We start from the raw sequence: 22,109 nt of genomic DNA, 5'->3' as shown, positions 1-22,109 counted from the left end.
AATTAAATATTTAAGTAATCCTCCTTAGCTCAGTCGGTAGAGCATGCGGCTGTTAACCGCAGTGTCGTTGGTTCGAGTCCAACAGGGGGAGTTTTTTTATGCCTGTAAACAAGGAATTGTTTACAGGCACTTTTTATATGTTTGTATAAATATCCCTTATATATCGTAATATTTAACCGAATCAAGTAATCCCCTATAGAATGTTTTCTGATAACAGACTGGAAACTATTTCGAAATCATGCTAGAATGAAATTGGTTTGGTTAAGAAAGAATAATTTATGAGAAAGAAGCAGAAAATGGAATTATTTGATATCATAGATGAAAACGGAAATCCCACTGGAAAGATCGTAGAACGGAGTATTGCTCACGCAGAAGGAATCCCTCATCGTACTGCTCATATCTGGATCATCCGTCGGAGGAATGAAAAAACAGAGATCCTTCTTCAGAAAAGATCAAGAAACAAGGACTCCTTTCCTGGAAAATTTGATACTTCATCTGCAGGTCACATACAGGCGGGAGATGAACCAATGGAATCGGCATTACGGGAACTGGAAGAAGAACTGGGAATCCATGCAGAATCAGCTGATCTGCAGTTTGCAGGAAAATTCCCCATATCTTTTGCCAGAGAATTTCATGAAAAAATATTCCGGGATGAAGAAATCGCTTTTGTTTATATTTACGATCACCCGGTAGAGATCGATCATCTTACACTTCAAAAGGAAGAAGTAGAAGAGGTACAGTGGTTTGATCTGGAAGAAACGTATCAGCAATGCAGTCAGCACAGAGATAAATTCTGTGTTCCGCTGGGAGGTCTGCAGCTTGTACGTCAATTTATAAAAAGTAACGGCAATACAATAAAGGAGTGAAAGATCATGAGAAAAGATTTCGGAGCAAAGCCTTACACTTATCCACAGCCGGTATTAATGATCGCTACATATGGTGAAGATGGAAAACCGGATGTTATGAATGCAGCCTGGGGAGGAATCAGCGATGATAAGGAAATTTCCATCTGTGTCAGTGAAAATCATAAAACAACTGAAAACATCCTGAAAAAAGGCGCTTTTACAGTAAGTATGGCAGATGTGGAGCATATGACAGCCTGCGACTATGTAGGAATTGTTTCCGGAAACAAAGAGCCGGATAAATTTGTAAAAGCCGGATTTACAGCAGAAAAATCTGAAAAAGTAGATGCACCTATTATCAAAGAGCTTCCAATCTGTATAGAATGTAAGCTGAAAAGCTATGCCAAAGACACCTGCCGGCTAATCGGTGAGATCGTAAATGTCAGCGTGGATGAGAGCGTTCTGGATGAAAATGGAAACGTAGATGTTGCAAAAGCAGCACCGATCACTTTTGATCCGTTCAACAATGCATATATCCGTCTTGGCGAAAAAGTCGGCGATGCTTTTAAAGCCGGAACGGCACTGAAATTTTTGTAAAAATAAAAAAAGGAGGTATCGACATGCGCTCAATGAGAGAAAAAAATGCATACAGGAGAGCTATATCTTCCTAATGATGATGAAATTTTCCAGGATCAGATCAAAAAACTGGATCGACTTTATGATTTCAATATGACACGTCCAACACAGTTGGATAAAAGAAAAGAAATAGCTGAAAGAGATGTTTGCGGAGATTGGTGAGGATTTTTATATTGAACCACCTCTCCATGCAAATATGGCAGGGGCTTATGTCCATTTTGGAAAAAATATCTATGCCAACTTTAACCTGACACTGGTAGATGACAGCCATATCTACGTAGGAGACTACACTATGATATAAGAGTGGAAGGAATGTCCGGCTTTTGAAAAATCAAAAAGAAGCAGGTTGATAGGAACAGGAATAGATGAGGACCTGTCTGATGCTGAAAGAAAAGAGGATAAATTATGGGAATGAATGAAACACCGTCAGCAGACCGTGTACATATCGGTTTTTTTGGCAGAAGAAATGCAGGAAAATCCAGTATCGTAAATAAGGTGACAGGGCAGGAGCTGGCTGTGGTATCCGATGTAAAGGGAACTACTACAGATCCGGTAAGTAAGGCCATGGAACTACTTCCTATGGGCCCGGTGGTGATCATAGATACACCAGGTATTGATGATGAAGGACATCTTGGAGAACTTCGCGTCCGCAAGGCGAAACAGGTGTTGAACAGAGTGGATGTAGCAGTTCTTGTAGTAGATGCCACTGTGGGAAAAACCAGTGTGGATGAAGAATTGATCCATATTTTTAAAGAGAAGGATATTCCATATCTGGTTGTTTATAACAAGGCAGATCTGCTGAAAACAAAAGATGGGAACCGGCTTTCTTCAGATAATAACTTAAACCGGAATACCCATGCGGGTGCGGTCAAAGAGAGCAGTGTCAGCCAGAAACAGGATCATGAAAACCAGAACACAGAGCAATCTATTTATGCCAGCGCCGCCACCGGTCAGAATATCTACGAATTGAAAGAAAAGATCGCTTCGCTGGCAGTAACGGATGAACTGAAATTGCGTCTGGTAGGGGATCTCCTTGAACCATCAGATTTTGCGATTCTTGTAGTTCCCATAGATAAAGCTGCACCAAAAGGGCGTCTGATCCTTCCGCAGCAGCAGACGATCCGTGATGTGCTGGAAGCCGGAGCAGCAGCTATCGTGATCAAAGAGGATGAGCTTTCCAATACACTGGAAACCCTGGGGAAAAAACCAAAGCTTGTGATCACAGACAGCCAGGTCTTTGCCAGAGTCAGTGAAGAAACTCCAGAAGACATCTGGCTTACTTCATTCTCTATTCTGTTTGCCAGATTTAAAGGAAATCTAAAGACAGCGGCAGCTGGGGCAGCAGCACTGGACCGGCTGAAAGACGGTGACAAGATCCTGATCTCAGAGGGATGTACCCACCACAGGCAGTGTGATGATATCGGAACAGTCAAGCTTCCACGCTGGATCCGTAATTATACGGGGAAAGAGCTGGAATTTGAGTATTCCTCCGGAAGAGATTTCCCGGAGGATGTGACGAAGTACAGTCTGATCGTGCATTGTGGCGGATGTATGCTTAATGAGAGAGAAATGCGTTACCGTCAGAAATGTGCATTGGATCAGGAGATTCCTATCACCAATTACGGAATTGCCATTGCCTACATGCAGGGAATCCTGAAACGTTGTGTGGAAATGTTCCCGGATGTGAGGAAAGAACTGGATCAGTAATTTTTTTCAGGTGTTTACATTTTTTCCGAAAAATGATATAGTAGCGATTGTTCATTTTATAAATTTGCAAAAGGTGACGATAAGGAGTTGCAGATACAATGATCGATCAGACACTTTCACAGGCCCTGCAGAAAGAAATCCCAATACTTACAGCTCAGATCCGAAGTCTCTATGCAGAATTCGATAAAAAATTTCATCTTAACGGAGCAAAGATCCCTATAACTTTTGGCATGGAGCCGGATCTGCTGGGATCTTATACAAGAGGCAGCTGCCACGAAAAAGAGCATTTCCATTTTTCTCTGCTGTTTATCGGCTATGCGGTAAAAAATCCTCTGAAAAAAGAAGACCGGCTGGATCTTTACAAACATGAATATGCTCACTATATGCAGTATAATTTTCACATTCCCTCAGAGTATCAGTGGCAGCACGGAACCCACGGAAGTGCCTGGAAATACTGCTGTTCCCTGACTGGTGCGGCACCAACGCCATATTATAAGGCAGGGGAAGCTCTGATGAAATACAACTATGAGAAAAAACTCCGAAGCCCGATCCATGACCGTACTGTAACGGTGCGGGATACTTACAGAAGAGAGCAGCAGCACAGGAGTACTCAGAACAGTATTGTACGCTATGAGATCGGAGAGGATGTCAGTCATCCGAAATTCGGAACCGGAAATATTGAGCATGTAGAGCAGCTTCCGGGTTCTGTAAGGCTTCACATCCGTTTTGGAGAAGAACTGAAAGTGATCGATCAGAAATGGCTTCTTCGGACAAAATATAAAAAGATCTGAATATAGTTTTATAAAAATAGACATCATCCTGGATATCAAAATAGATATCATATGGAGATGTTTATTTTTTTTATATCATTGATACAGTATAAAAAAATTCTCCGGTACAGAAAATCTGTGTTCCGGAGAATTTTAAGTCAGGCGGATATTTGCGATCCGCATTTAGCCAGTTGCCTGATTCGGTTAAAATCAGCTTATATTATTCAGAAACCTTCACAAACTGGCTGTTATAAAGATTCTGATAGAATCCGCCTTTTGCCATAAGCTCTTCATGGCTTCCCTGTTCGATGATGCTTCCGTTTTTCATGACAAGAATCTCATCTGCATTGCGGATGGTAGAAAGACGGTGTGCAACGATAAAGCTTGTTCGTCCCTGCATCATCCGGTCAAAGGCCTCCTGGATCAGCATTTCTGTTCGGGTATCAATACTGGAGGTTGCCTCGTCAAGGATCAGCATCGGCGGCAGACACAGCATGACACGGGTGATGCAGAGAAGCTGCTTTTGTCCCTGGCTTAAGCTGTCTTCATAAAGAATGGTATCCAGGCCATTTGGAAGACGGCGGATAAATTCCCAGCTGTGGGACATTTTAGCTGCCTGGATCACGTCCTCATCAGAAGAATCCGGCTTTCCGATACAGATGTTGTCACGGACAGTTCCATGCTTGATCCAGGTATCCTGGAGAACCATGCCATAGCTTCCGCGGAGGGCATGTCTGGAAACATCGGTGATGGGGGTTCCGTCCACGGAAATACTTCCACCGGTGACGTCATAGAACCGCATCAGCAAGTTGATAAAAGTTGTCTTGCCACAACCGGTAGGGCCTACGATGGCAATACGTCTGCCTGGTTCTGTATGAAGATTAAAGTTTTTAATGAGAGGTTTGTCCGCTTCGTAGCGGAAGGAAACATTCCGGATATCCACTGCACCTTTTACATCGACAAGAGCTCCGGTCGGATCCAGGCTTTCCGGCTCTTCCTCCAGAAGATCAAAGATCCTGGTAGCGCAGGCCAGAGCGTTCTGAAGCTCTGTGATCACGGAGCTGATATCGTTGAAGGGCTTCATATACTGGTTTGCATAAGCCAGCAGTACGGAAAGTCCACCAACAGTCAGATGACCGCCCGGGATCAGGAATGCACCTGCAAGAGCTACACCTGCGTAAATGATGTTGTTGACACATCGTGTGGACGGGTTGGTGAGGCTGCTGTAAAAAACAGCCTTCTGGCTGGCATCACGGAGTTCTTCATTGATCGCAGCAAAACGTTCGGAAGAACGATTTTCGTAACCAAAGGCCTGAACCACTTTTTGATTTCCGATCATTTCCTCGATCAGTGCAGTCTGACGTCCACGGGCATCACTCTGCGCACGGAACATCTGGAAGGAATGGGAGGAGATGAATTTCGCCACAAAAAAGCTTACAGGTGTCAGGACAATGATCATCAGAGTAATCCACACATTTTTGGAGAACATGAAGAGCAGGGTTCCGATGATGGTGATGACACCGGAAAACAGCTGTGTAAATCCAAGGAGCATACCATCGGAAAGAATATCCGTATCTGCGATGACACGGCTGATGATATCACCGGTGCTGTGTCCGTCCAGGTAGGACAGAGGAAGCTTCTGGATATGGCGGATGGATCTTGCACGGATATCCTGTACTGTGCGGTAGGTCATACGGTTGTTGATGACACTCATGATCCAGGTGGCAATACCGGAAAATACGATCATGACAAGAATACGGGAAAGATAGAATCCCATTCTTGTAAAATCAACTTCGTGGGCAGCAACGACCTCATCAATGGCATAACCAAAAAGTACGGGAACATACAGCTGCAAAATTACAGTGACTGCTGCCAGGATCACACTTAATACGAGAAGAAAACGGTATTTTCCAATGAAACGTAGTACCTTGAAAAAGGTTGCCATGCTGTTTTTGGCGGTTGTATCTGTTTTACTCATGCCAGGACCTCCTTTCCAGTCGCTTTTTCATATTTGGTACGCTCTTCCGGGAACTGTGAGAAAAAGATCTCACGGTAGGTTTCGCAGGTAGAGATCAGTTCCTGATGGGTTCCTTTTCCGGCAAGCTGACCATCGTCCAGTACCAGGATCAGATCGGCCTGGCGGATGCTGGCTGCTCTCTGGGATACCAGGAAGGTGGTGGTGTTTCCACCAAGCTGGTGAAGGGATTTCCGAAGTGCCGCATCTGTGGCAAAGTCAAGAGCACTGGCACTGTCATCCAGGATCAGAATCTCTGGCTTTTTCACAAGGGCGCGGGCAATGGTAAGTCTCTGACGCTGGCCACCGGAAAGATTCCGGCCGTTCTGTTCCAGACGGAAATCCAGCTGACCGTCCTTTTTCTCTACGATTTCACGAGCCTGAGCGGTGGTAAGTGCTTCCCACATTTCTTCGTCCGTGGCATCTTCCCGTCCCCAGCTTAAGTTATCGCGGATGGTTCCCTGGAAAAGTGCTGCTTTTTGAGGAACTACGCCGATTTTTTCCCTGAGTTCCTGCCTGGAATAGGTCTGTACATTCTGACCGTCGAGGGTAATGACTCCGGAGGTTGCGTCGTAGAAACGGGCAATCAGATCCACAAGAGTGGATTTACCGCTTCCGGTACCGCCGATGATTCCGATTGTAGAGCCTTTTTTTGCGGAAAAAGTGATATCAGAAAGGCTAGGTGCGCCGGTTCCTGAATAGGAGAAACTCACATGGTCAAAGGCAACTGCATAGTCACTGTTTTCCGCAGTCGGTAAGGAAGCTTTGTCCGGGTAAGTCATGGTGGAATCGACCTTCAGGATTCCGGCAACGCGCTCCGCACAGGCCATGGATTTGTTCAGGGTGATGATCAGGGACGCAAGCTTGATCAGTTCTACGATCATCTGTGCCATATAGTTGTAAAGAGCAACTATTTCACCCTGCTGCATGTTTCCGAGGTTTACCTGTACACCTGCAGTCCGGATCAGGATTACTGTTGCGATATTGATCAGTACATAAGTTGCAGGATTTAAAAGTGCAGAGATTTTTCCGACAAATTCGTTCAGTCTGGTAAGTGCAAGATTGCTTTCGTCAAACTCCGCAACGGCATCAGCTTCACGGCAAAATGCACGGATCACACGGACACCGGTCAGGTTTTCTCTGGTAAGACGGGTGACGGAATCCAGACGTCCCTGTACTTTTTTGAAAAGCGGGATACTTAAAAACATGATCACAAAGACAACCAGGAACAGTACCGGAATGGCAACAGCGAAGATCAGTGCACAGCGCACATTGATGGTAAAAGCCATTACCATAGAGCCTAGAACAATAAACGGGCTTCGAAGAAGAAGACGGAGTCCCATGTTTACTCCGTTCTGTACCTGATTGACATCGTCTGTAAGACGGGTGATCAGCGTGTCAGTGCCAAGGGTGTCCAGCTCCGTATAGGAAAGCTTCTGGATATGGTCAAATACAGCCTGACGCACTTCTGTGGCAAAGCCTACGCTGGCTTTTGCAGCAAAAAACTGTGCAGTAATGCTGACTGCAAGTCCTGCAGCAGCCATCAGTATCAGAATAAAAAACTTCTGAACGATATAGCCGTGGTCATTATTTGCAATTCCCACATCGATGATCTGGGCGATGACGACAGGCACCAGCAGATCAAATACAACTTCCAGAAACTTGAAAAAAGGAGCCAGAACGCTTTCTTTTTTGTAATTTCGAAGATATTTTGCGAGTGTTCGCATTTCTTTTTCTTCCTCCGTTTCCTTATTTTTCTATAATAAACCTCTGTTATTATACTCCTATGGAGATAATACGTATAATATTGTTTTTAATGTATGATAATATAATTTTGCTATTGCCTGGGACGGAAATCTGTGGGATGATAGAAGTATGGTTTTTCGGATAATTGCGTGGGAAAGATATTCATAGTATTTACAAAGTATTGCAGTTATAGTATTTCTTAACCGAATTAAGAAAGTACTCTGTGGGACAGCGAAAAGCAATAAGCAGTAGATGGGTTTTGCCTGTGTTATATACCAGATAAAGAAAGAAGGATTTATATATGGAAATCAGACAGCTGGAATATTTTCATGAGATCGCAGCAACAGGAAGCATCAATGAAGCCGCAAGGAGACTGAACATGTCCCAGCCGCCGCTGAGCTATCAGATCAAGCAGCTGGAAGCAGAGCTGAAGGTGAAGCTTTTTGAGCGGACCAGGGCAGGCGTGACACTGACAGAAGCCGGAAAGCTTCTTTATGACAGAACAGAGAACATTTTGAGCTACGTTCGTTCCACAGAACTGGAAGTATCCAAAGCAGGGAAAAAACAGGTTTTACGTATCGGGATCACGCCAACCACAGTGACCACCATTATGCCTTATATTTCCAGATTTTCCAGAGAAAATTGTGATGTAAACTTTGAGGTAAGGGATGCGATCACCTTTACACTTCTGAATTATCTGATGGATGGGATCATTGATGTTTCGGTAGTGCGTACACCTATCAAGCTGGAAGGTTTAAATTATCTGGAGCTGGATGAGGAACCCATGATCGCGGTCCTTCCTCCGGAGATCCCGGAAAATGAGACAAAAAAAGAGGGCATCAGCCTTAAAGAGCTGACCGGATGCCCTCTCATTATTTACCGGCGGTACGAAGAATTTCTGATGAAAGCTTTTGGAGAAAAAAATCTCCAGCCGGATATTTTCTGTGTCTGCGATGATCCCAGAGACGCCATGCTCTGGGTGCAGGAAGGTCTTGCAACCGCCGTTTTTCCAAGATCCATGGAAGATCTCTGTACAGATCTTCCGATCCGCATCATTGAAGAAGAGAAGCTGAAGACCAGGATCCTTCTTGCCTGGAAAAAGGATCGCAGGCCTTCTGCCGTGATGCAGGATTTTATCAATATCTGTGAGAAATATGCAGGAAACCCTGCAATCTGATCATGGACCTGGAAAGGGGATGTATGCAGAAATCAGTCTTTGAGATGCTCTTCCTTCCAGTGCTTCCATTTCTGAACAGCTTCCGGATTCTGCTTTTTCAGCCGTTCCTCCAGCTTTTTCCGGCGCTGTTCCAGTCGTTCCAGGACTTCCGGATGCTCGGCAAGGATTTTTTCTTTCAGCTTGCCACGGCGCTTTTCCAGAAGCTGAAGGATCAGTTTCCGGTCGGAAGTTAATTCCTCAGGCAGCTCATCCATATGTAATTCAATTCTTCGAAGCAGTTCATCCTCATCCAGAACACCCAGCCCATGCCAGTTATCCAGAAGCTCTTCCAGACCTTCTTCGGAGAGACGTTGGATATCCGGGATCTGGTGCAGCTGTTCAATAATGTGATGGACAGATTCTTCGATCTCTTTTACTGCATCATCACCAAAAGCCCAGGCGAACTCTTCCAGGGTATTTTCTTCCTCTGCCGGAAGAAAAGCGATACTGCGGCGCAGAAGCTTTGTCTCGTCTTCCTTTGGAACATCCAGTTCATAAGGGGCTTCGATCCCTGCGTCATGGAGAGCAGCAAGAATGGTACGGCGGACCATACCGTCCTTGATCATATGACCGATGCCGAACTGACGCAGCTGGTCATTGATCTGGGTGGAATGCTCTGTGAGGTAAAAACGGATCCCACGTTTTTTCAGGCTTGCGGAGATGGCATCCAGACGGTCTGCTGCTGTGACATCAATGCTGTTGATAGCACTGGCATCTATGATCACTACCCTGGTGTCTTTTCGGATGCTGTTCTCAATATCTTCCTGAAAAATCTTTATATTTGCAAAAAACAGGTTTTCACTGAAACGGTAGATCACAACGCCCTTAATAGGGTAGGCGAAACGGTTTTTGGACAGATCAAAATAAGAATCTCTTCCAGGGATCATACCACGGAAGGAGCGCGGCGGGTTGGTAGCCTTCAGGATCACAGCTACGAAAGAGAGCAGGATACCAATGATAACCCCATAAATGGTTCCAAGACAGAGCACACTGAAACCGGCAGCCATGAAGATGTAGAATTCTGTACGGCTTACTTTGAAAAGACGTACAGCCAGATGGGTTTCCACCACATCCATCAGAGCAGAGATCACAATGGCTGTCAGTACAGGAACCGGAAGATATCCGATAAAACCGGTGCCGAAAAGAAGGATCAGAGCCATGGTGATCCCGGCAGTGATGGAAACAGCCTGAGATTTTCCACCGTACTGTTCATTGAGGGAGGTGCGGGAGATACTGCCGTTTACCGGGCAGCAGCCTACTGCGGCGGCAGCAATATTTCCGGCGGCACAGGCCAGGATTTCCTGACGGTCGTTCAGCTTATAATCATTGCGGAACGCAAAGGTATTCTCTGCAAGAAGAGTTTCTGCCATAATGACAACAGCAACCATAAGACCGCGGCCTGCCGCCTGAGTCAGATCAACATTTCCGAAATCCGGGATCACCAGGGAGGGAAGTCCACGTTCTACAGACTGCAGGAGGACTATGCCTTTTTCGTCCACATGAAAAACAACGGTGGAAAGAACACCCAGAGCCATAATAACGATAGCCATGGGGAATTTCGGCGCCAGCTTTTTAAATGTGCGGATCAGCACCAGAGCACCAAGCCCCATGAAGAGGGAAAGCCAGCTGATATTTTTGGCAGCAGCGAAGATATGCTCTGCCAGTTCCAGGAGCTCTCCGGATCCTGCAGGACTTCCCATAAGTTTCGGGATCTGCATCAGGATGATGGTAACTGCGATACCGCTGATAAAACCGCCCATAACAGGTGTGGAGATAAAGTCCACGATCTTATCTGCGTGAAGCAGAAAGAAGATAAACAGCCACAGACCTGCAAAAAGTGCGATGGCAGGAACATAATCCATGGCAGCTTCTGACTCTGCAGCAATGCCAAGAGTGGACAGTGCACCACCTACAATGGCAGCAGGTGCCGCATCAACTCCGAAGATAAACTGTCTTGAAGTGGAAAATAGAGCAAACAAAAGGATCGGCAGAACAGAACCGTACAGTCCGTATACCGCCGGGATCCCGGAAATCTGGGCATATCCCATGGAGATAGGGATGGAAACAGCTGCCATGATGATGCCGGAGAAAATATCTTTGGGAAGGTATTCCTTCCGATATCCTTGCAGCGTGGAAAACAGGGAAAGCTTCATATAGTCACATCCTTTTCTGAAAAATATTTTCTATTATATACCAAAGAGAGCCTGCAGGAAAGAAGCAAAGCAAAGGTTCCGGGTGAAAAATCGTGGACAAAGAATAACTGCCATATTATAATAAATGCGAAATTGCAGTAACCGTAAGAGAATACATACTGCAAAGCTGAGAAATCATCAATCATCAGGAAAGGTTAAGATATAAATGAAAAAAGCGATCATAGCAATGAGCGGCGGTGTAGACAGCTCCGTGGCAGCTCTTTTGACAAAGGAATCCGGTGACGAGTGCATCGGCGCTACCATGAAACTTTACAACAACGAAGATATCGGTGTCCACAGGGAAAAGACCTGCTGTTCCCTGGATGATGTTGAGGATGCCAGAAGCGTAGCCTATCAGATGGATATGCCTTACTACGTGTTTAATTTTACCGCAGATTTCCATACAGAGGTTATGGACAGGTTTGTAGATGCCTACGAAAACGGCTGCACCCCTAATCCATGTATCGACTGTAACCGATATCTGAAATTTGATAAAATGTTTCACCGCATGCAGGAGATTGGCTACGATTATATTGTAACCGGACATTATGCAAGAGTGGAGTACGATGAGAAACGGGACCGCTACCTTCTGAAAAAAGCAGTGGACGATACAAAGGATCAGTCATACGTTCTCTATATGCTGACCCAGGAACAGCTGGCACATGTAAAGCTTCCGCTTGGAGGTCTCCGGAAGGACCAGGTTCGTGTCATTGCCGAAAAACATGGCTTTATCAATGCCAGAAAGCATGACAGTCAGGATATCTGCTTTGTGCCGGACGGCGACTATGCGAAATTTATTGAGAAGTACACAGGCAAAAAAACACCGGAGGGTGATTTTGTAGATAAAGATGGAAACTATATCGGACGCCATAAGGGAATCATCCATTACACGATCGGCCAGCGCCGCGGCCTTGGCATTCCGGCGGCCAGCCGTCTTTATGTCTGTGAGATCTCTCCGAAGACCAATACGGTAGTTCTCGGGGACAACGAAGATCTTTTCAGCAGTGAACTGGAGGCAGACAATGTAAACCTGATTTCTGTGGACAGCTTAACTGAGCCGAAAAGAGTGACTGCCAAGATCCGTTACCGTCACAAAGAGCAGCCTGCCACTGCATGGCAGACACCGGATGGCATCCTTCATGTGAAATTTGATGAACCGCAGAGAGCCATCACAAAAGGCCAGGCTGTGGTGATGTATGACGGAGATGAGGTTGTAGGCGGTGGCGTTATAAATAAAATCTATAGCCAGTCATAAATAAAGGTGAGAACCTAAATAGATAAACCCCATTGACATACTAGGAAAAGGGTGATATGATTGCATCATCAAAAAACGGAGCACACAAAACAAGGTGAGCAACGTGATGATCAGGAGGAAATCATGAAGGTTTTACAGAAGTCAACAAGGGTGTTTATCGAAGAAAAGCGAATGTGTTGTTGTCGCTGATAAGCAGATGATCATAAGATAAGAAATTACTATTTTACCGAATATAACAATAAAAGAAAAGAGGACAGACACATGAGCAAAATTACAAGAGATCAGAGAAAATTCAAATTTGAGACATTACAGCTTCACGTAGGACAGGAACAGCCGGATCCGGTTACAGATGCAAGAGCAGTACCAATCTACCAGACATCTTCCTATGTATTCCGCAACTGCGATCATGCAGCAGCACGTTTCGGACTTGCAGATGCCGGTAACATTTACGGACGTCTTACAAACCCGACAGAGGACGTATTCGAGAAGAGGATCGCAGCACTTGAGGGTGGTTCTGCAGCACTTGCAGTAGCATCCGGTGCAGCAGCTATCACATACACGATCGAGAATCTTGCACAGCAGGGAGATCACATTGTAGCAGCCAAAAATATTTACGGCGGTACAACAAACCTTCTGGAGCATACGCTTCCGGCATACGGAATCACAACAACATTTGTTGATGTATTCAATCTCGAGGAAGTGGAGAATGCGATCCAGGAGAACACAAAAGCTGTTTATATTGAGACTCTTGGAAACCCAAATTCTGATGTTGTAGATATTGAGGCTCTTGCAAAAATCGCTCACAAACATAAAATTCCGCTTGTTGTAGATAATACATTTGCAACACCATACCTCGTAAGACCAATTGAGTACGGCGCAGATATCGTTGTTCATTCCGCAACAAAATTCATCGGTGGCCACGGAACTACTATCGGTGGTGTGATCGTAGAGAGTGGTAAGTTTGACTGGGAGGCATCCGGCAAATTTGCATCTCTTACAGAGCCAAACCCAAGCTATCATGGCGTAAGCTTCACAAAAGCATGCGGACCGGCTGCATTTGTTACAAAGATCCGTGCGATCCTTCTTCGTGACACAGGAGCAACAATTTCTCCGGTGAGCTCCTTTATCTTCCTTCAGGGACTTGAGACACTGTCTCTCCGTGTAGAGCGTCATGTTGAGAACGCACTGAAGGTTGTACAGTATCTGAATGATCATCCGCAGGTAGAGAAGGTTCATCATCCGTCTGTATCCACAGATCCAAGCCAGCAGGAACTTTATAAGAAATATTTCCCTAACGGCGGCGGTTCCATCTTTACATTCGAGATCAAGGGAGATGCACAGAAGGCAAAGGATTTCATTGATAACCTTGAACTGTTCTCACTTCTTGCAAACGTTGCAGATGTGAAATCCCTTGTTATCCATCCGGCTACTACAACACACAGCCAGTGCACAGAGGAAGAGCTTCTTGATCAGGGAATCAAGCCAAACACGATCCGTCTTTCCATCGGAACTGAGAATATCGATGATATCATCCAGGATCTTGATGAGGCATTCAAGGCTGTCCAGTAAATAAGACAATTAAATAAGAAGAACACTTTCTGAAATCAATAGCACAGAAAAATCTGCTCCGGAACATATGAGAACATAGTCCCGGGGCAGATTTTTTGTGTGCTTATCTGGAGAATCCAAAAAGCGGGAAGAACCGTGTTGATGGCACTGAGAATGCATGGATCATGTGCGACTTTTCTTCAGGCGGATCCCGATGCCACAAGTTCTTCTAATGTTCCAAAGATATATCCCATCTCTTCCCATTTTGTCAGCAGCTCATCCAGAATGGAAGCATTGGTGGAAGAGGTGCTGTGCAACAGCACGATGGCACCCGGATGGATCCGTCCCAGAAGTTTTTCAAAAGCTTCTTCTTTCGAAGGCTGCTTATCCTGATACCAGTCCACATAAGCCAGACTCCAGAAAAAGGTGTGGTATCCCATCTCTTTTGCCATCTCTAAATTTTCCACGTTGTAAATGCCCTGGGGCGGGCGATAAAATTTTGTCATTTCTTTTCCGGTGGCTTCCTTATAAAGAACCTCCACATCTTCAAGCTGCTTCTGAAAGGCTTCCTTTGTGGAGATGCCGGACATATCCGGGTGTGTCATGGTGTGGTTGCCTATGGTATGGCCTGCATCTACGATCTCACGGATCAGTTCCGGTTTTTCACGGATCAGAGTCCCCACAACAAAAAATGTGGCATGTACCTGATGCTTATGTAAGGCGTTCAGAAGAGAAGGCATATTTCCATTGTCATAGCCTGCGTCAAAGGTAAGATAGATTTTTTTTTCATCGGTATCGGCTGCATACCAGGCATTGTATTTTTTTAATTCTTCCATAGAAGCATTTCCTGTGGGCCGTTTGCCTTCTTCCTGAAAACCGAGCCCCCAGTTTTCATTTTGGAATGTCATAGAAGCAGAAGAGGTCTGGCTGCTTTTGGCAGAATTCGGATCGGATCGTGGGTTGGAAGTAAAATGAGAATAGATCTTTCCTGCAAGACTGCCAAGAGCAAAAGCCATGACAAAGAAAAAAATAAGACGGTAGATGTGTTTTTGTTTCATGGGAACCTCAGAGAAAATGGAGTTATTAATATGTTTATGAACACGAAGAAGAAGATATGAAAGCAGAAGATCATGAGATCATGTCTGTGAGATAGAGGTCAAAATAAGCAAAAAATAAGAGCCATCAGCGATTGATTTCTTCTGCCGATGACTCTTTTAATTTTCATTATCCAATGGAATATACCTCTCATTTCTTAGATTTAAAACTTATACGGAATTAAAATTTACGTTCTCGGTGGTCCGTACCTCCTTGTTTTAATTATGATGGAAAATCGTTAAATCTTCTGGTGGACTGTACCTCTCTTTCTTAGATTATGGGAAGTAAGTTATGTTTTCGGTGGGTTCACGCTCCTTTTTGATTTAGTTTTTTGTTTTCCGTTTGTTTTATTTGATGATTAAACTATAACAGATAAAATAGATATTGTCAATACTAAATTTGAAAAACAATAAAAATAAATTAAAAAAGAAATATAATAACGGCTATACATGCGAAATAATCAGATAATATTAAAGCGTCAACAATACAGGAAAAATAAATAGATGTTTTATTAATAGCGCAAAAGAATGACAGATTCAAAAGTGTTTCCATAGTCATGCCATTGCCAGCTTCCGTCATACTTGTGGCAGATATCTTCAATAATAGAAAGTCCTAATCCGTGATTAAAAGAATCTTTTTTTGTAGTAGTATGATCAAATACTGTTTGCGGATTTTTACTATTTTTAACCAGGATAGAAATAAATCCTTTAGAGGTTGTCAAGGACAGGGAAAGATATGGTTCCGAAGATTCAGAAGAACGGCATGCTTCAATAGCATTATCTAATATGTTAAATAAAACACTGCATAAATCTGAGGACTGAATATTTGATTTTTCAAGAAGAAAAATCTTGTAGTCTGTATGGATACCTAAATGCTGGGCAAACAGTCGTTTGGATTCCAGAATGGCAAGAATAAGATTATCTTCGCAATAAGGATGAAAGCGGTCACGCTGGAAAGCTTCAAGGACCTCGTAAACGAGTTTCTGAGCATTTTCGCAATCATTTTCATGCAGAAGTTTTTGTATTGAATGGAGATTTTCTGAAAATTGTTTCTGGGCTTTAAGTGAGGTGGCTTCCTGTTGATTCATTAATAACAGATGTTCAGAGTTTAAAAGTTGTTGCTTTTTTAACAGATTAAGCTCGGTCTCTACTTTTTCGCTTGTAAAAAGCTGCATTAAAAGCTGATATAAATTGTAACATAAGATAGCTGCAGTCAGGCAGGTCAGTAAAAAAAATGAATTCAAATATTGTCCGGTATAATTAGACAGAAGATAAAATATCTGAAAAAAAGCTAAAGATATAATAAAAACTATTTTTTGTTTAAAAGTCATAATATAGAATCCTCCTGATTGAGTGATTTACAGACTGATGTATGATTATTATGGTCTATGTTATTGCTTAACACAGAATTACAATATTTTTCTGCTGCATCTGTTTTTTTCATATCTATAAGATAAGCTAACGAAAACAGATGGTTTTCTATATCATGATTCCATTTGCGGATTTTAATGTATTCTTGTTTCATTTCTTCTGATACTTCCATTTGTTTTTTCAGTAATTCCATTTTATGGAGATTTTGTTTGAAATTTATCTGCTCTTGTTCTAAGGATTTAAGACCATGTATAAATAAAAGAAAACTTATACAGCAGCAAGTGATATATAAAATAACAGGAATAAACTGGTTACTGAATTTATAATGCTGTAGGAATTCTGTTGCAATCAGGGGCAGGAAAATAGGAAGAATAATAAACAGCAGTAAAGTAAACTTCAGATAATTTATACATTCCCGTAAAAGAGAGAAAACATTTTTATAAAATAGATAAGCAAAAGAAAAAATGAGCAATTGTATGATCAGTTTTTCATGGAAAGTGCATAAAGAATAAATATTTATTGCAGTATATGTATGCTGGTGAATAAACCGGTTGTAAATTTGTATGTAAATATCAGTGCCAGAAGTTCAGTTAATATACTGGTAAAAAGAATGATAAAGTAAGCTATCAGCTTTTTTTTAATGGAGCCTCTGAATAAAGAAAAAAGATTCAGAAACATGACTATTTGTGTTAACATCGTCATTTCGTTATTGTGCCCATATATTTTGATCATATGAAAAGAAGACAGTAAAACAAAACAAACTAAAATATGGACAAAAGCTTTCGCTTTTGAATTTATTCGTCTGGGAAAAAGCTGCATGAAACAATATACAGGCATAGTTGAATGATATGCAGCAATAAGCATTGCAAATAACAGGTTTTTTAACATTACAGAACCTCACTTGAATTTCGGAGTAACAATTGTGCAAAGGCATCTTTAGTTGCCTGGTAATAGTTTCGGCTTACAGGAATATGGGTTCCATCAGAAAGTTCAATGCCAGCATGGCTGAAAGTATGTATGGTATTTATGTTGACCGCAAAACTTTTATGACATATACAAAAATCAGGTTTTAATTGTTCGATAAGAATCGGAATTTTTTCACGACAATAGTAAATCTGTGATTTGGTATGTATTTCAGTATTTCGTAGTTTTCGTTCCATATAAAAAATATCGGATCGAAGGAGACGGTAATCTCGGGACTGATAATTAAAACAAAAATACTGTTGACGGAGTTTATTCAGTTTGCGGCAGGAAGCAGAAAGTGCTTTAGGAAGATATTCTTCCATTTGCTGTTTATAAACAAAATAAATATGATCTGTTTCATAAACAGAAGATGCATATTGCAGATATTGGCTGATAAAAATTATCTGTGTATTCGGATTTAATAAATTGATTCTCTGAGCAAGTTTGATTCCAGACACAGATTCAGATCCAAGTTCAATATCCATGAGAATAATATGATAAGGACATTGCTCATTGGAAATTTGATTGAGAAAATCAGTGGCCGAAGAAAAGGTATCAATTTCGACTGGAATTTCAAGAGAAGAACAGGATAATGTATGAATTTGCCTGCGTTGAATGTCATTATCTTCACATATTGCGAGTTTCAGCATAGGAATCTCTCCTTGAAATAAGTGATTTTGAAAGTATTATAACACAATTTTTCAATTGATAGTGAATATTTAAGCAAAAAATCTATGACAAATGAAATGAAAAATTAAAAAAACTGATGCTTGTAGAAATAATAAATGGTTAATTATGTACTTTACTATGTCTGTTTATACAAATGGCTAAAAAAAAGAAAAAAGTATGGTAAAATTAAAGTTACAAAAATTCATTGTATTAGGTATTAGGGGGGAAGAGAAGATGGATAAAATAAAAAGATGTTTGCAATGTGGAAGAGAGGTGTCTCAGATTCTGTGGACAATGTGGTAAGAGAGTAAATTGAGAAAAGGAGGAGAGATTTTATGTATTCAAGGATGAAAAGAAAATGTAGTTTTATAGTATTAGTAGTAATGGTAGTTAGTCTACTTATGGTTTCTGGAACGCTGGTACAGGCTGATAGTTATAGCTGGATGGAGAGTGCAAAGAAGGTAAAGATCAATAGTACGATCAAAGGAGTGGCACGGAATAATCAGCCCCCGACTCTCATGGATCCATGGGATAGCTATGAAGAATACTTTTATTTTAAGGCTCCGGTAAAAATGAATATCACTATTACAGTAACTATGAAAGGAACACAAGGTGTTTCAGTGTCGCTATATAATAGCCGGGGAAATTATCTGATGGATAGTAATGATTGGTTATATAACAGATCTAAAAAACAGAATAGTACAATTCTGCGGAGTACTTGTAATGCAGGAGAATATTATATTCGTCTAATGGAACTTTATAATTCTAATTCAGAAAAACATCCGTATTCATTAACAGTCCAGGGAAAACTTTTAAATTCTGCAAAGATAACTAAAATACGAAAAGTTTCTTCCACAAAAGCTAAAATAATATGGAAAAATCTTGGAAATGTTACGGGATATGAGTTATTTAGAAAGAATTATGGAGGCAGTTATAAGAAGGTTGCAACAATAACGAGAAGAAGAAATTATTACATAGATAAAGGATTAAAACGCAAAAAGAACTATTATTATGTTGTTCGTGCTTACAAAACAATTGATGGTAAAAAGGTATACAGTAATAATTCTGCAGTAACAAGGATTAAAATGTAGATACTCTAATCGAACCAAGTAGTCTCCTGCTTCAATTGTGAAAAGAAATAAGCAGTGGTTGGGGACTTTCTTGTATCAGGGTGGCCTGGTTCACAGGGAATACGTGTTTCCTTTATGAGCTGTTTGTTCGTTTCATCTATGCAGACGACAGGACGGAGAGGGTCATACGGGCGCTGATATACCTCCAGCACGTCCTCCATCTTCGCTACGAACTCGGCGTCTGCTTCCGGAATGCACCATTCCTTTACGAGCCACGGCTTGATTTCGTTTTTTTCATAACCTCGCAGACGGTACTGTCCGTAATGTAATCGACCACTTCCAGGCGGATCAGTTCATCCGCGATTGCCTGCATAGTCCAGCGTGAGGCTCCTTCCGGCGGTTCCGAACAGGCTATGGCACATATCCTGGCTTCCACATCGCCCGTCACCTTGCGACGGCGGTTTTCTTGTACCTTCCGCCCAAGGGCTGCCTCCATCCCTCCCATGACAAACCGTTGCGCAATACCTGCAATGGTGGAACGGGCGGCTCCATACGCATCTTTGATGCGGTCATATGTCCATGCCTTGTTTTCAGGCTTCTGGTCCAACTTTAGCAGTATCTGTGCATGCTTTATGCGGTAGCCCTTTCCGCCTTTTTGTATTATTGCTTTCAGCTCCTGTATTTCATCGTTTGTCAGCGTGACAATGTAGCGTGGCATAACTGCGTCCTCCAATACCGTTTTTGATGGAGTATAGCAAATTTTTTCAGTACTGTAAAGTATTGTTACTAACCGGATACAGTACTAGCCCTCTTTCACAATTCTTTTCAGGCATCAAAACGTTTTTCAAAATTACCAATGATCTCCAGATGATCGGTGTATGTAATAAATGCGTCAGGGTCTTCAGAAGCTACAATCTGTTTCAGCTGCTGACTTTCATATTTGGAAATAATAGTCATAATTACCTGAATAGGTTCCTTTTTATAGCCGCTTTCTCCCGTCCAGGTAGTATAGCTGCGATTAAGATCAGAAATGATCTGATTTCCTATAAGATTGGGGTTGGTCTTTGTTATGATAAAGGCATTTGTCATAATATTCTGATAATGGATTTTATCCATCATAACGCTGGCAGCATAACAGAAAATAATAGAATAAATAGCTGTCTCCAGACTGTTATTCAATGCTCCGAAAGAATAAATAGCTGCATTGACCAGAAGCGTGAGTTTTCCAACGCTGAAATCAGGGAATTTCTTTGAACAGTAAATACCTACAATATCTGTACCACCACCGGAACTGCCGCATTTCAGAGTGAGTCCTACGCCAAATCCCGAAACAGCTCCGCCAACAAGGCAACATACCAGCTTATCAGAAACAACCGGAGTCTGTGCTGCCGGGATTACAGCCATGAAGAAAGACTGTAAAAAAACAGTGCATACTGTTTTTAAAAAAAATGTGCGGCTGACTGTTTTCCAGGCAAGAAAGAAAAGAGGAATATTGAGTATCCAGAGAAAAATACCGGTAAAATCAATTCCTGTAGGAAATGTAATATGAAATATTTTTTCCAGTAAAGTCATAAGTACCTGAGAAATACCGGTGAAACCACCACTGTACAGATTCAGTGGAACAAGGATGATACGAAAAGCAGCGGCGTAGAGAAATACACCCAAAATAGCGCCAGCCATTTTCAGTATATCGGAGTAGACTTTTTTTGTCATAATAAGATACCTCCCTAATGATCCGTATTTTCTTGATATATGTATTGATAGAGATATTATATGACAACCTAAAACGCGAGTCAATGAACAATTCAAAAATAGAAGGATTTTAAGATATCATACGAGAAAATACATAATACAATATATGAAAGTTGTATTAAAAGTGCGAAAATATAACATATACAATATGCATAAAAATAAAAAGTACAGCAAAAAATGGTTGAAATATATAATACGTCATGATACAATATGTTACATCAATAAACAATCGAAAATCGAAAGCGTAGGAGGATTGAACAATGTTTAATTTTAATGAAGAGGCAGTCAGAAAAGAACACGAAAACGGAGTTGGCATTATAGCAAAGACACAGGAAGTAGTAGACCAGATCTGCAAAGAAGGATTCAAAAATATCTTTTATATCGGAATCGGAGGAACTATCCTTTATGCAGGACAGATGGAACACATTGTAAAAGATGCAGGATCTACAATTCCGCTGATTCTTGAAAATGCAGCTGATTTTAACTGGGTTGGTAATCCTCATTTCGGAAAAGATTCTATTGTTGCCATTGCATCTATCTCCGGAGATACAAAAGAAGTAGTGGAGGCAGTAGATAAAGCCCATGAAGTAGGTGCGAAAGTAATTGGATATGTAGAAAAAGAAGGAAGCCCGCTGTATGAAAAATGTGATTATGTGATCAGTACTGTTGGCGGTGAATATTATTTCTGGTATACAGTAACTCTTCGCTTTATGGCTAATGCAGGACAGTTCCCGAAATATGACCAGTTCATGAAAGAAATTGTTAATATGCCGGAAAATGTTGTAAACATTTATAAAAAATCTGATGAAAAAGCAAAAGAATTTGCAGACAAATATTGTGATTCACCACTGACTTATCTGGTAGGTTCAGGAAACCTGGAAGACTGGGCTACCTGCTATGGTATGTGTATTATGGAAGAAATGCAGTGGATGCGCACAAGACCGATTTCAGCTGCAAACTTCTTCCATGGAACTCTGGAAGTGATCGAAAGAGATATTCCGGTGATTCTGATCAAGGGAGAAGACAAAACCAGACCGGAAATGGATCGTGTGGAAAAATTCGTAAATACAATCAGTGCAAATGTTACAGTATTTGATTCAAAAGATTTTGAACTTCAGGGAATCAGTGATGAATTCAGAGGTATGCTGGCACCGATCGTTATGAGAAGTGCATTCCAGAGAGTATCTACACATCTGGAACATAATCGTCGTCACCCACTTGCAATCAGAAGATATTACAGAAGACTTGACTACTAATTAAATAG

At 42.0% G+C, this 22,109-nt stretch carries 19 protein-coding genes and 1 tRNA gene; 12 read left to right on the top strand and 8 right to left on the bottom strand.

The window, feature by feature from the left end; genetic code table 11:
• The first annotated feature begins 18 nt into the window (after positions 1–18).
• The 7 genes from ACTNDQ_RS11880 to ACTNDQ_RS11850 all read left to right on the top strand — a co-directional run bounded on the left by ACTNDQ_RS11880 (position 19) and on the right by ACTNDQ_RS11850 (position 3,976).
• Positions 19–91 (top strand) — tRNA-Asn (locus ACTNDQ_RS11880).
• Between the two features lie 187 nt (positions 92–278).
• On the top strand, positions 279–866 hold the full coding sequence (locus ACTNDQ_RS11875) for an NUDIX domain-containing protein (protein ID WP_330664887.1): 588 nt from the start codon (positions 279–281) through the stop codon (positions 864–866).
• A 6-nt stretch (positions 867–872) separates the two neighbouring features.
• The gene (locus ACTNDQ_RS11870) at positions 873–1,439 is read left to right on the top strand and encodes a flavin reductase family protein (RefSeq protein WP_278797039.1); all 567 of its coding nucleotides are present in this window, start codon (positions 873–875) and stop codon (positions 1,437–1,439) included.
• Positions 1,440–1,484: 45 nt separating this feature from the next.
• Positions 1,485–1,640 (top strand): maltose acetyltransferase domain-containing protein, encoded by a 156-nt coding sequence (locus tag ACTNDQ_RS11865; protein WP_334303514.1) that lies wholly within the window; start codon positions 1,485–1,487, stop codon positions 1,638–1,640.
• Entirely contained in the window at positions 1,621–1,779 is a 159-nt protein-coding gene (locus ACTNDQ_RS11860) for a hypothetical protein (RefSeq protein ID WP_441064693.1), read from the top strand. Before ACTNDQ_RS11865 ends, ACTNDQ_RS11860 begins: the two co-directional genes overlap by 20 nt.
• A 104-nt stretch (positions 1,780–1,883) precedes the next feature.
• Positions 1,884–3,185, top strand: a complete 1,302-nt coding sequence (gene hydF, locus ACTNDQ_RS11855) for a [FeFe] hydrogenase H-cluster maturation GTPase HydF (protein ID WP_441064692.1) — start codon at positions 1,884–1,886, stop codon at positions 3,183–3,185.
• A gap of 98 nt (positions 3,186–3,283) precedes the next feature.
• Complete coding sequence (locus ACTNDQ_RS11850) at positions 3,284–3,976, top strand: hypothetical protein (protein WP_279200836.1); 693 nt, start codon at positions 3,284–3,286, stop codon at positions 3,974–3,976.
• Between the two features lie 199 nt (positions 3,977–4,175).
• Here the strand turns inward: ACTNDQ_RS11850 and ACTNDQ_RS11845 are convergent, their stop codons facing one another.
• Both ACTNDQ_RS11845 and ACTNDQ_RS11840 read right to left on the bottom strand, forming a co-directional pair.
• On the bottom strand, positions 4,176–5,933 hold the full coding sequence (locus ACTNDQ_RS11845; RefSeq protein WP_441064691.1) for an ABC transporter ATP-binding protein: 1,758 nt from the start codon (positions 5,931–5,933) through the stop codon (positions 4,176–4,178).
• Positions 5,930–7,696, bottom strand: coding sequence for an ABC transporter ATP-binding protein (locus tag ACTNDQ_RS11840; protein WP_441064690.1), 1,767 nt, complete (start codon positions 7,694–7,696; stop codon positions 5,930–5,932). Before ACTNDQ_RS11840 ends, ACTNDQ_RS11845 begins: the two co-directional genes overlap by 4 nt.
• A gap of 320 nt (positions 7,697–8,016) precedes the next feature.
• On the opposite strand from ACTNDQ_RS11840, the gene ACTNDQ_RS11835 reads away from it, so the two are divergent.
• Positions 8,017–8,892, top strand: coding sequence for a LysR family transcriptional regulator (locus ACTNDQ_RS11835; protein ID WP_021652963.1), 876 nt, complete (start codon positions 8,017–8,019; stop codon positions 8,890–8,892).
• 32 nt (positions 8,893–8,924) lie between these two features.
• Here ACTNDQ_RS11835 and ACTNDQ_RS11830 read toward each other — a convergent pair whose 3' ends face one another.
• A complete protein-coding gene (locus ACTNDQ_RS11830) occupies positions 8,925–11,084 on the bottom strand; it encodes a SulP family inorganic anion transporter (protein ID WP_279200831.1) in 2,160 nt (719 codons plus the stop codon).
• 205 nt (positions 11,085–11,289) lie between these two features.
• On the opposite strand from ACTNDQ_RS11830, the gene mnmA reads away from it, so the two are divergent.
• Together mnmA and ACTNDQ_RS11820 are read left to right on the top strand one after the other, a co-directional pair.
• On the top strand, positions 11,290–12,378 hold the full coding sequence (gene mnmA, locus ACTNDQ_RS11825) for a tRNA 2-thiouridine(34) synthase MnmA (RefSeq protein ID WP_441064689.1): 1,089 nt from the start codon (positions 11,290–11,292) through the stop codon (positions 12,376–12,378).
• Between the two features lie 261 nt (positions 12,379–12,639).
• The gene (locus ACTNDQ_RS11820; RefSeq protein WP_015526804.1) at positions 12,640–13,947 is read left to right on the top strand and encodes an O-acetylhomoserine aminocarboxypropyltransferase/cysteine synthase family protein; all 1,308 of its coding nucleotides are present in this window, start codon (positions 12,640–12,642) and stop codon (positions 13,945–13,947) included.
• Positions 13,948–14,126: 179 nt separating this feature from the next.
• On the opposite strand, the gene ACTNDQ_RS11815 is transcribed toward ACTNDQ_RS11820, so the two are convergent.
• From ACTNDQ_RS11815 to ACTNDQ_RS11805, 3 genes are all read right to left on the bottom strand, one after another.
• Positions 14,127–14,984: a polysaccharide deacetylase family protein gene (locus ACTNDQ_RS11815; protein ID WP_441064688.1), complete on the bottom strand. Its 858-nt coding sequence runs from the start codon at positions 14,982–14,984 to the stop codon at positions 14,127–14,129.
• A 548-nt stretch (positions 14,985–15,532) separates the two neighbouring features.
• The gene (locus tag ACTNDQ_RS11810; protein ID WP_441064687.1) at positions 15,533–16,351 is read right to left on the bottom strand and encodes a sensor histidine kinase; all 819 of its coding nucleotides are present in this window, start codon (positions 16,349–16,351) and stop codon (positions 15,533–15,535) included.
• 927 nt (positions 16,352–17,278) lie between these two features.
• Positions 17,279–18,004, bottom strand: a complete 726-nt coding sequence (locus ACTNDQ_RS11805; RefSeq protein WP_278797056.1) for a LytR/AlgR family response regulator transcription factor — start codon at positions 18,002–18,004, stop codon at positions 17,279–17,281.
• A gap of 354 nt (positions 18,005–18,358) precedes the next feature.
• Between ACTNDQ_RS11805 and ACTNDQ_RS11800 the strand changes: the two genes are divergently transcribed.
• Positions 18,359–19,114 (top strand): hypothetical protein, encoded by a 756-nt coding sequence (locus ACTNDQ_RS11800; RefSeq protein ID WP_441064686.1) that lies wholly within the window; start codon positions 18,359–18,361, stop codon positions 19,112–19,114.
• A gap of 244 nt (positions 19,115–19,358) precedes the next feature.
• Here ACTNDQ_RS11800 and ACTNDQ_RS11795 read toward each other — a convergent pair whose 3' ends face one another.
• Entirely contained in the window at positions 19,359–19,811 is a 453-nt protein-coding gene (locus ACTNDQ_RS11795; RefSeq protein ID WP_026650321.1) for a helix-turn-helix domain-containing protein, read from the bottom strand.
• A gap of 107 nt (positions 19,812–19,918) precedes the next feature.
• Positions 19,919–20,806, bottom strand: a complete 888-nt coding sequence (locus tag ACTNDQ_RS11790; RefSeq protein WP_441064685.1) for a YitT family protein — start codon at positions 20,804–20,806, stop codon at positions 19,919–19,921.
• Between the two features lie 299 nt (positions 20,807–21,105).
• On the opposite strand from ACTNDQ_RS11790, the gene ACTNDQ_RS11785 reads away from it, so the two are divergent.
• Entirely contained in the window at positions 21,106–22,101 is a 996-nt protein-coding gene (locus tag ACTNDQ_RS11785; RefSeq protein ID WP_441064684.1) for an SIS domain-containing protein, read from the top strand.
• The last annotated feature ends 8 nt before the right edge of the window (positions 22,102–22,109 follow it).

The organism is Blautia massiliensis (ex Liu et al. 2021) (genome assembly GCF_052064225.1).
Lineage (GTDB): Bacteria > Bacillota > Clostridia > Lachnospirales > Lachnospiraceae > Blautia_A > Blautia_A fusiformis.
Note: the sequence above shows the minus strand (reverse complement) of the source record. Positions and strands in the feature narration are given on the sequence as shown.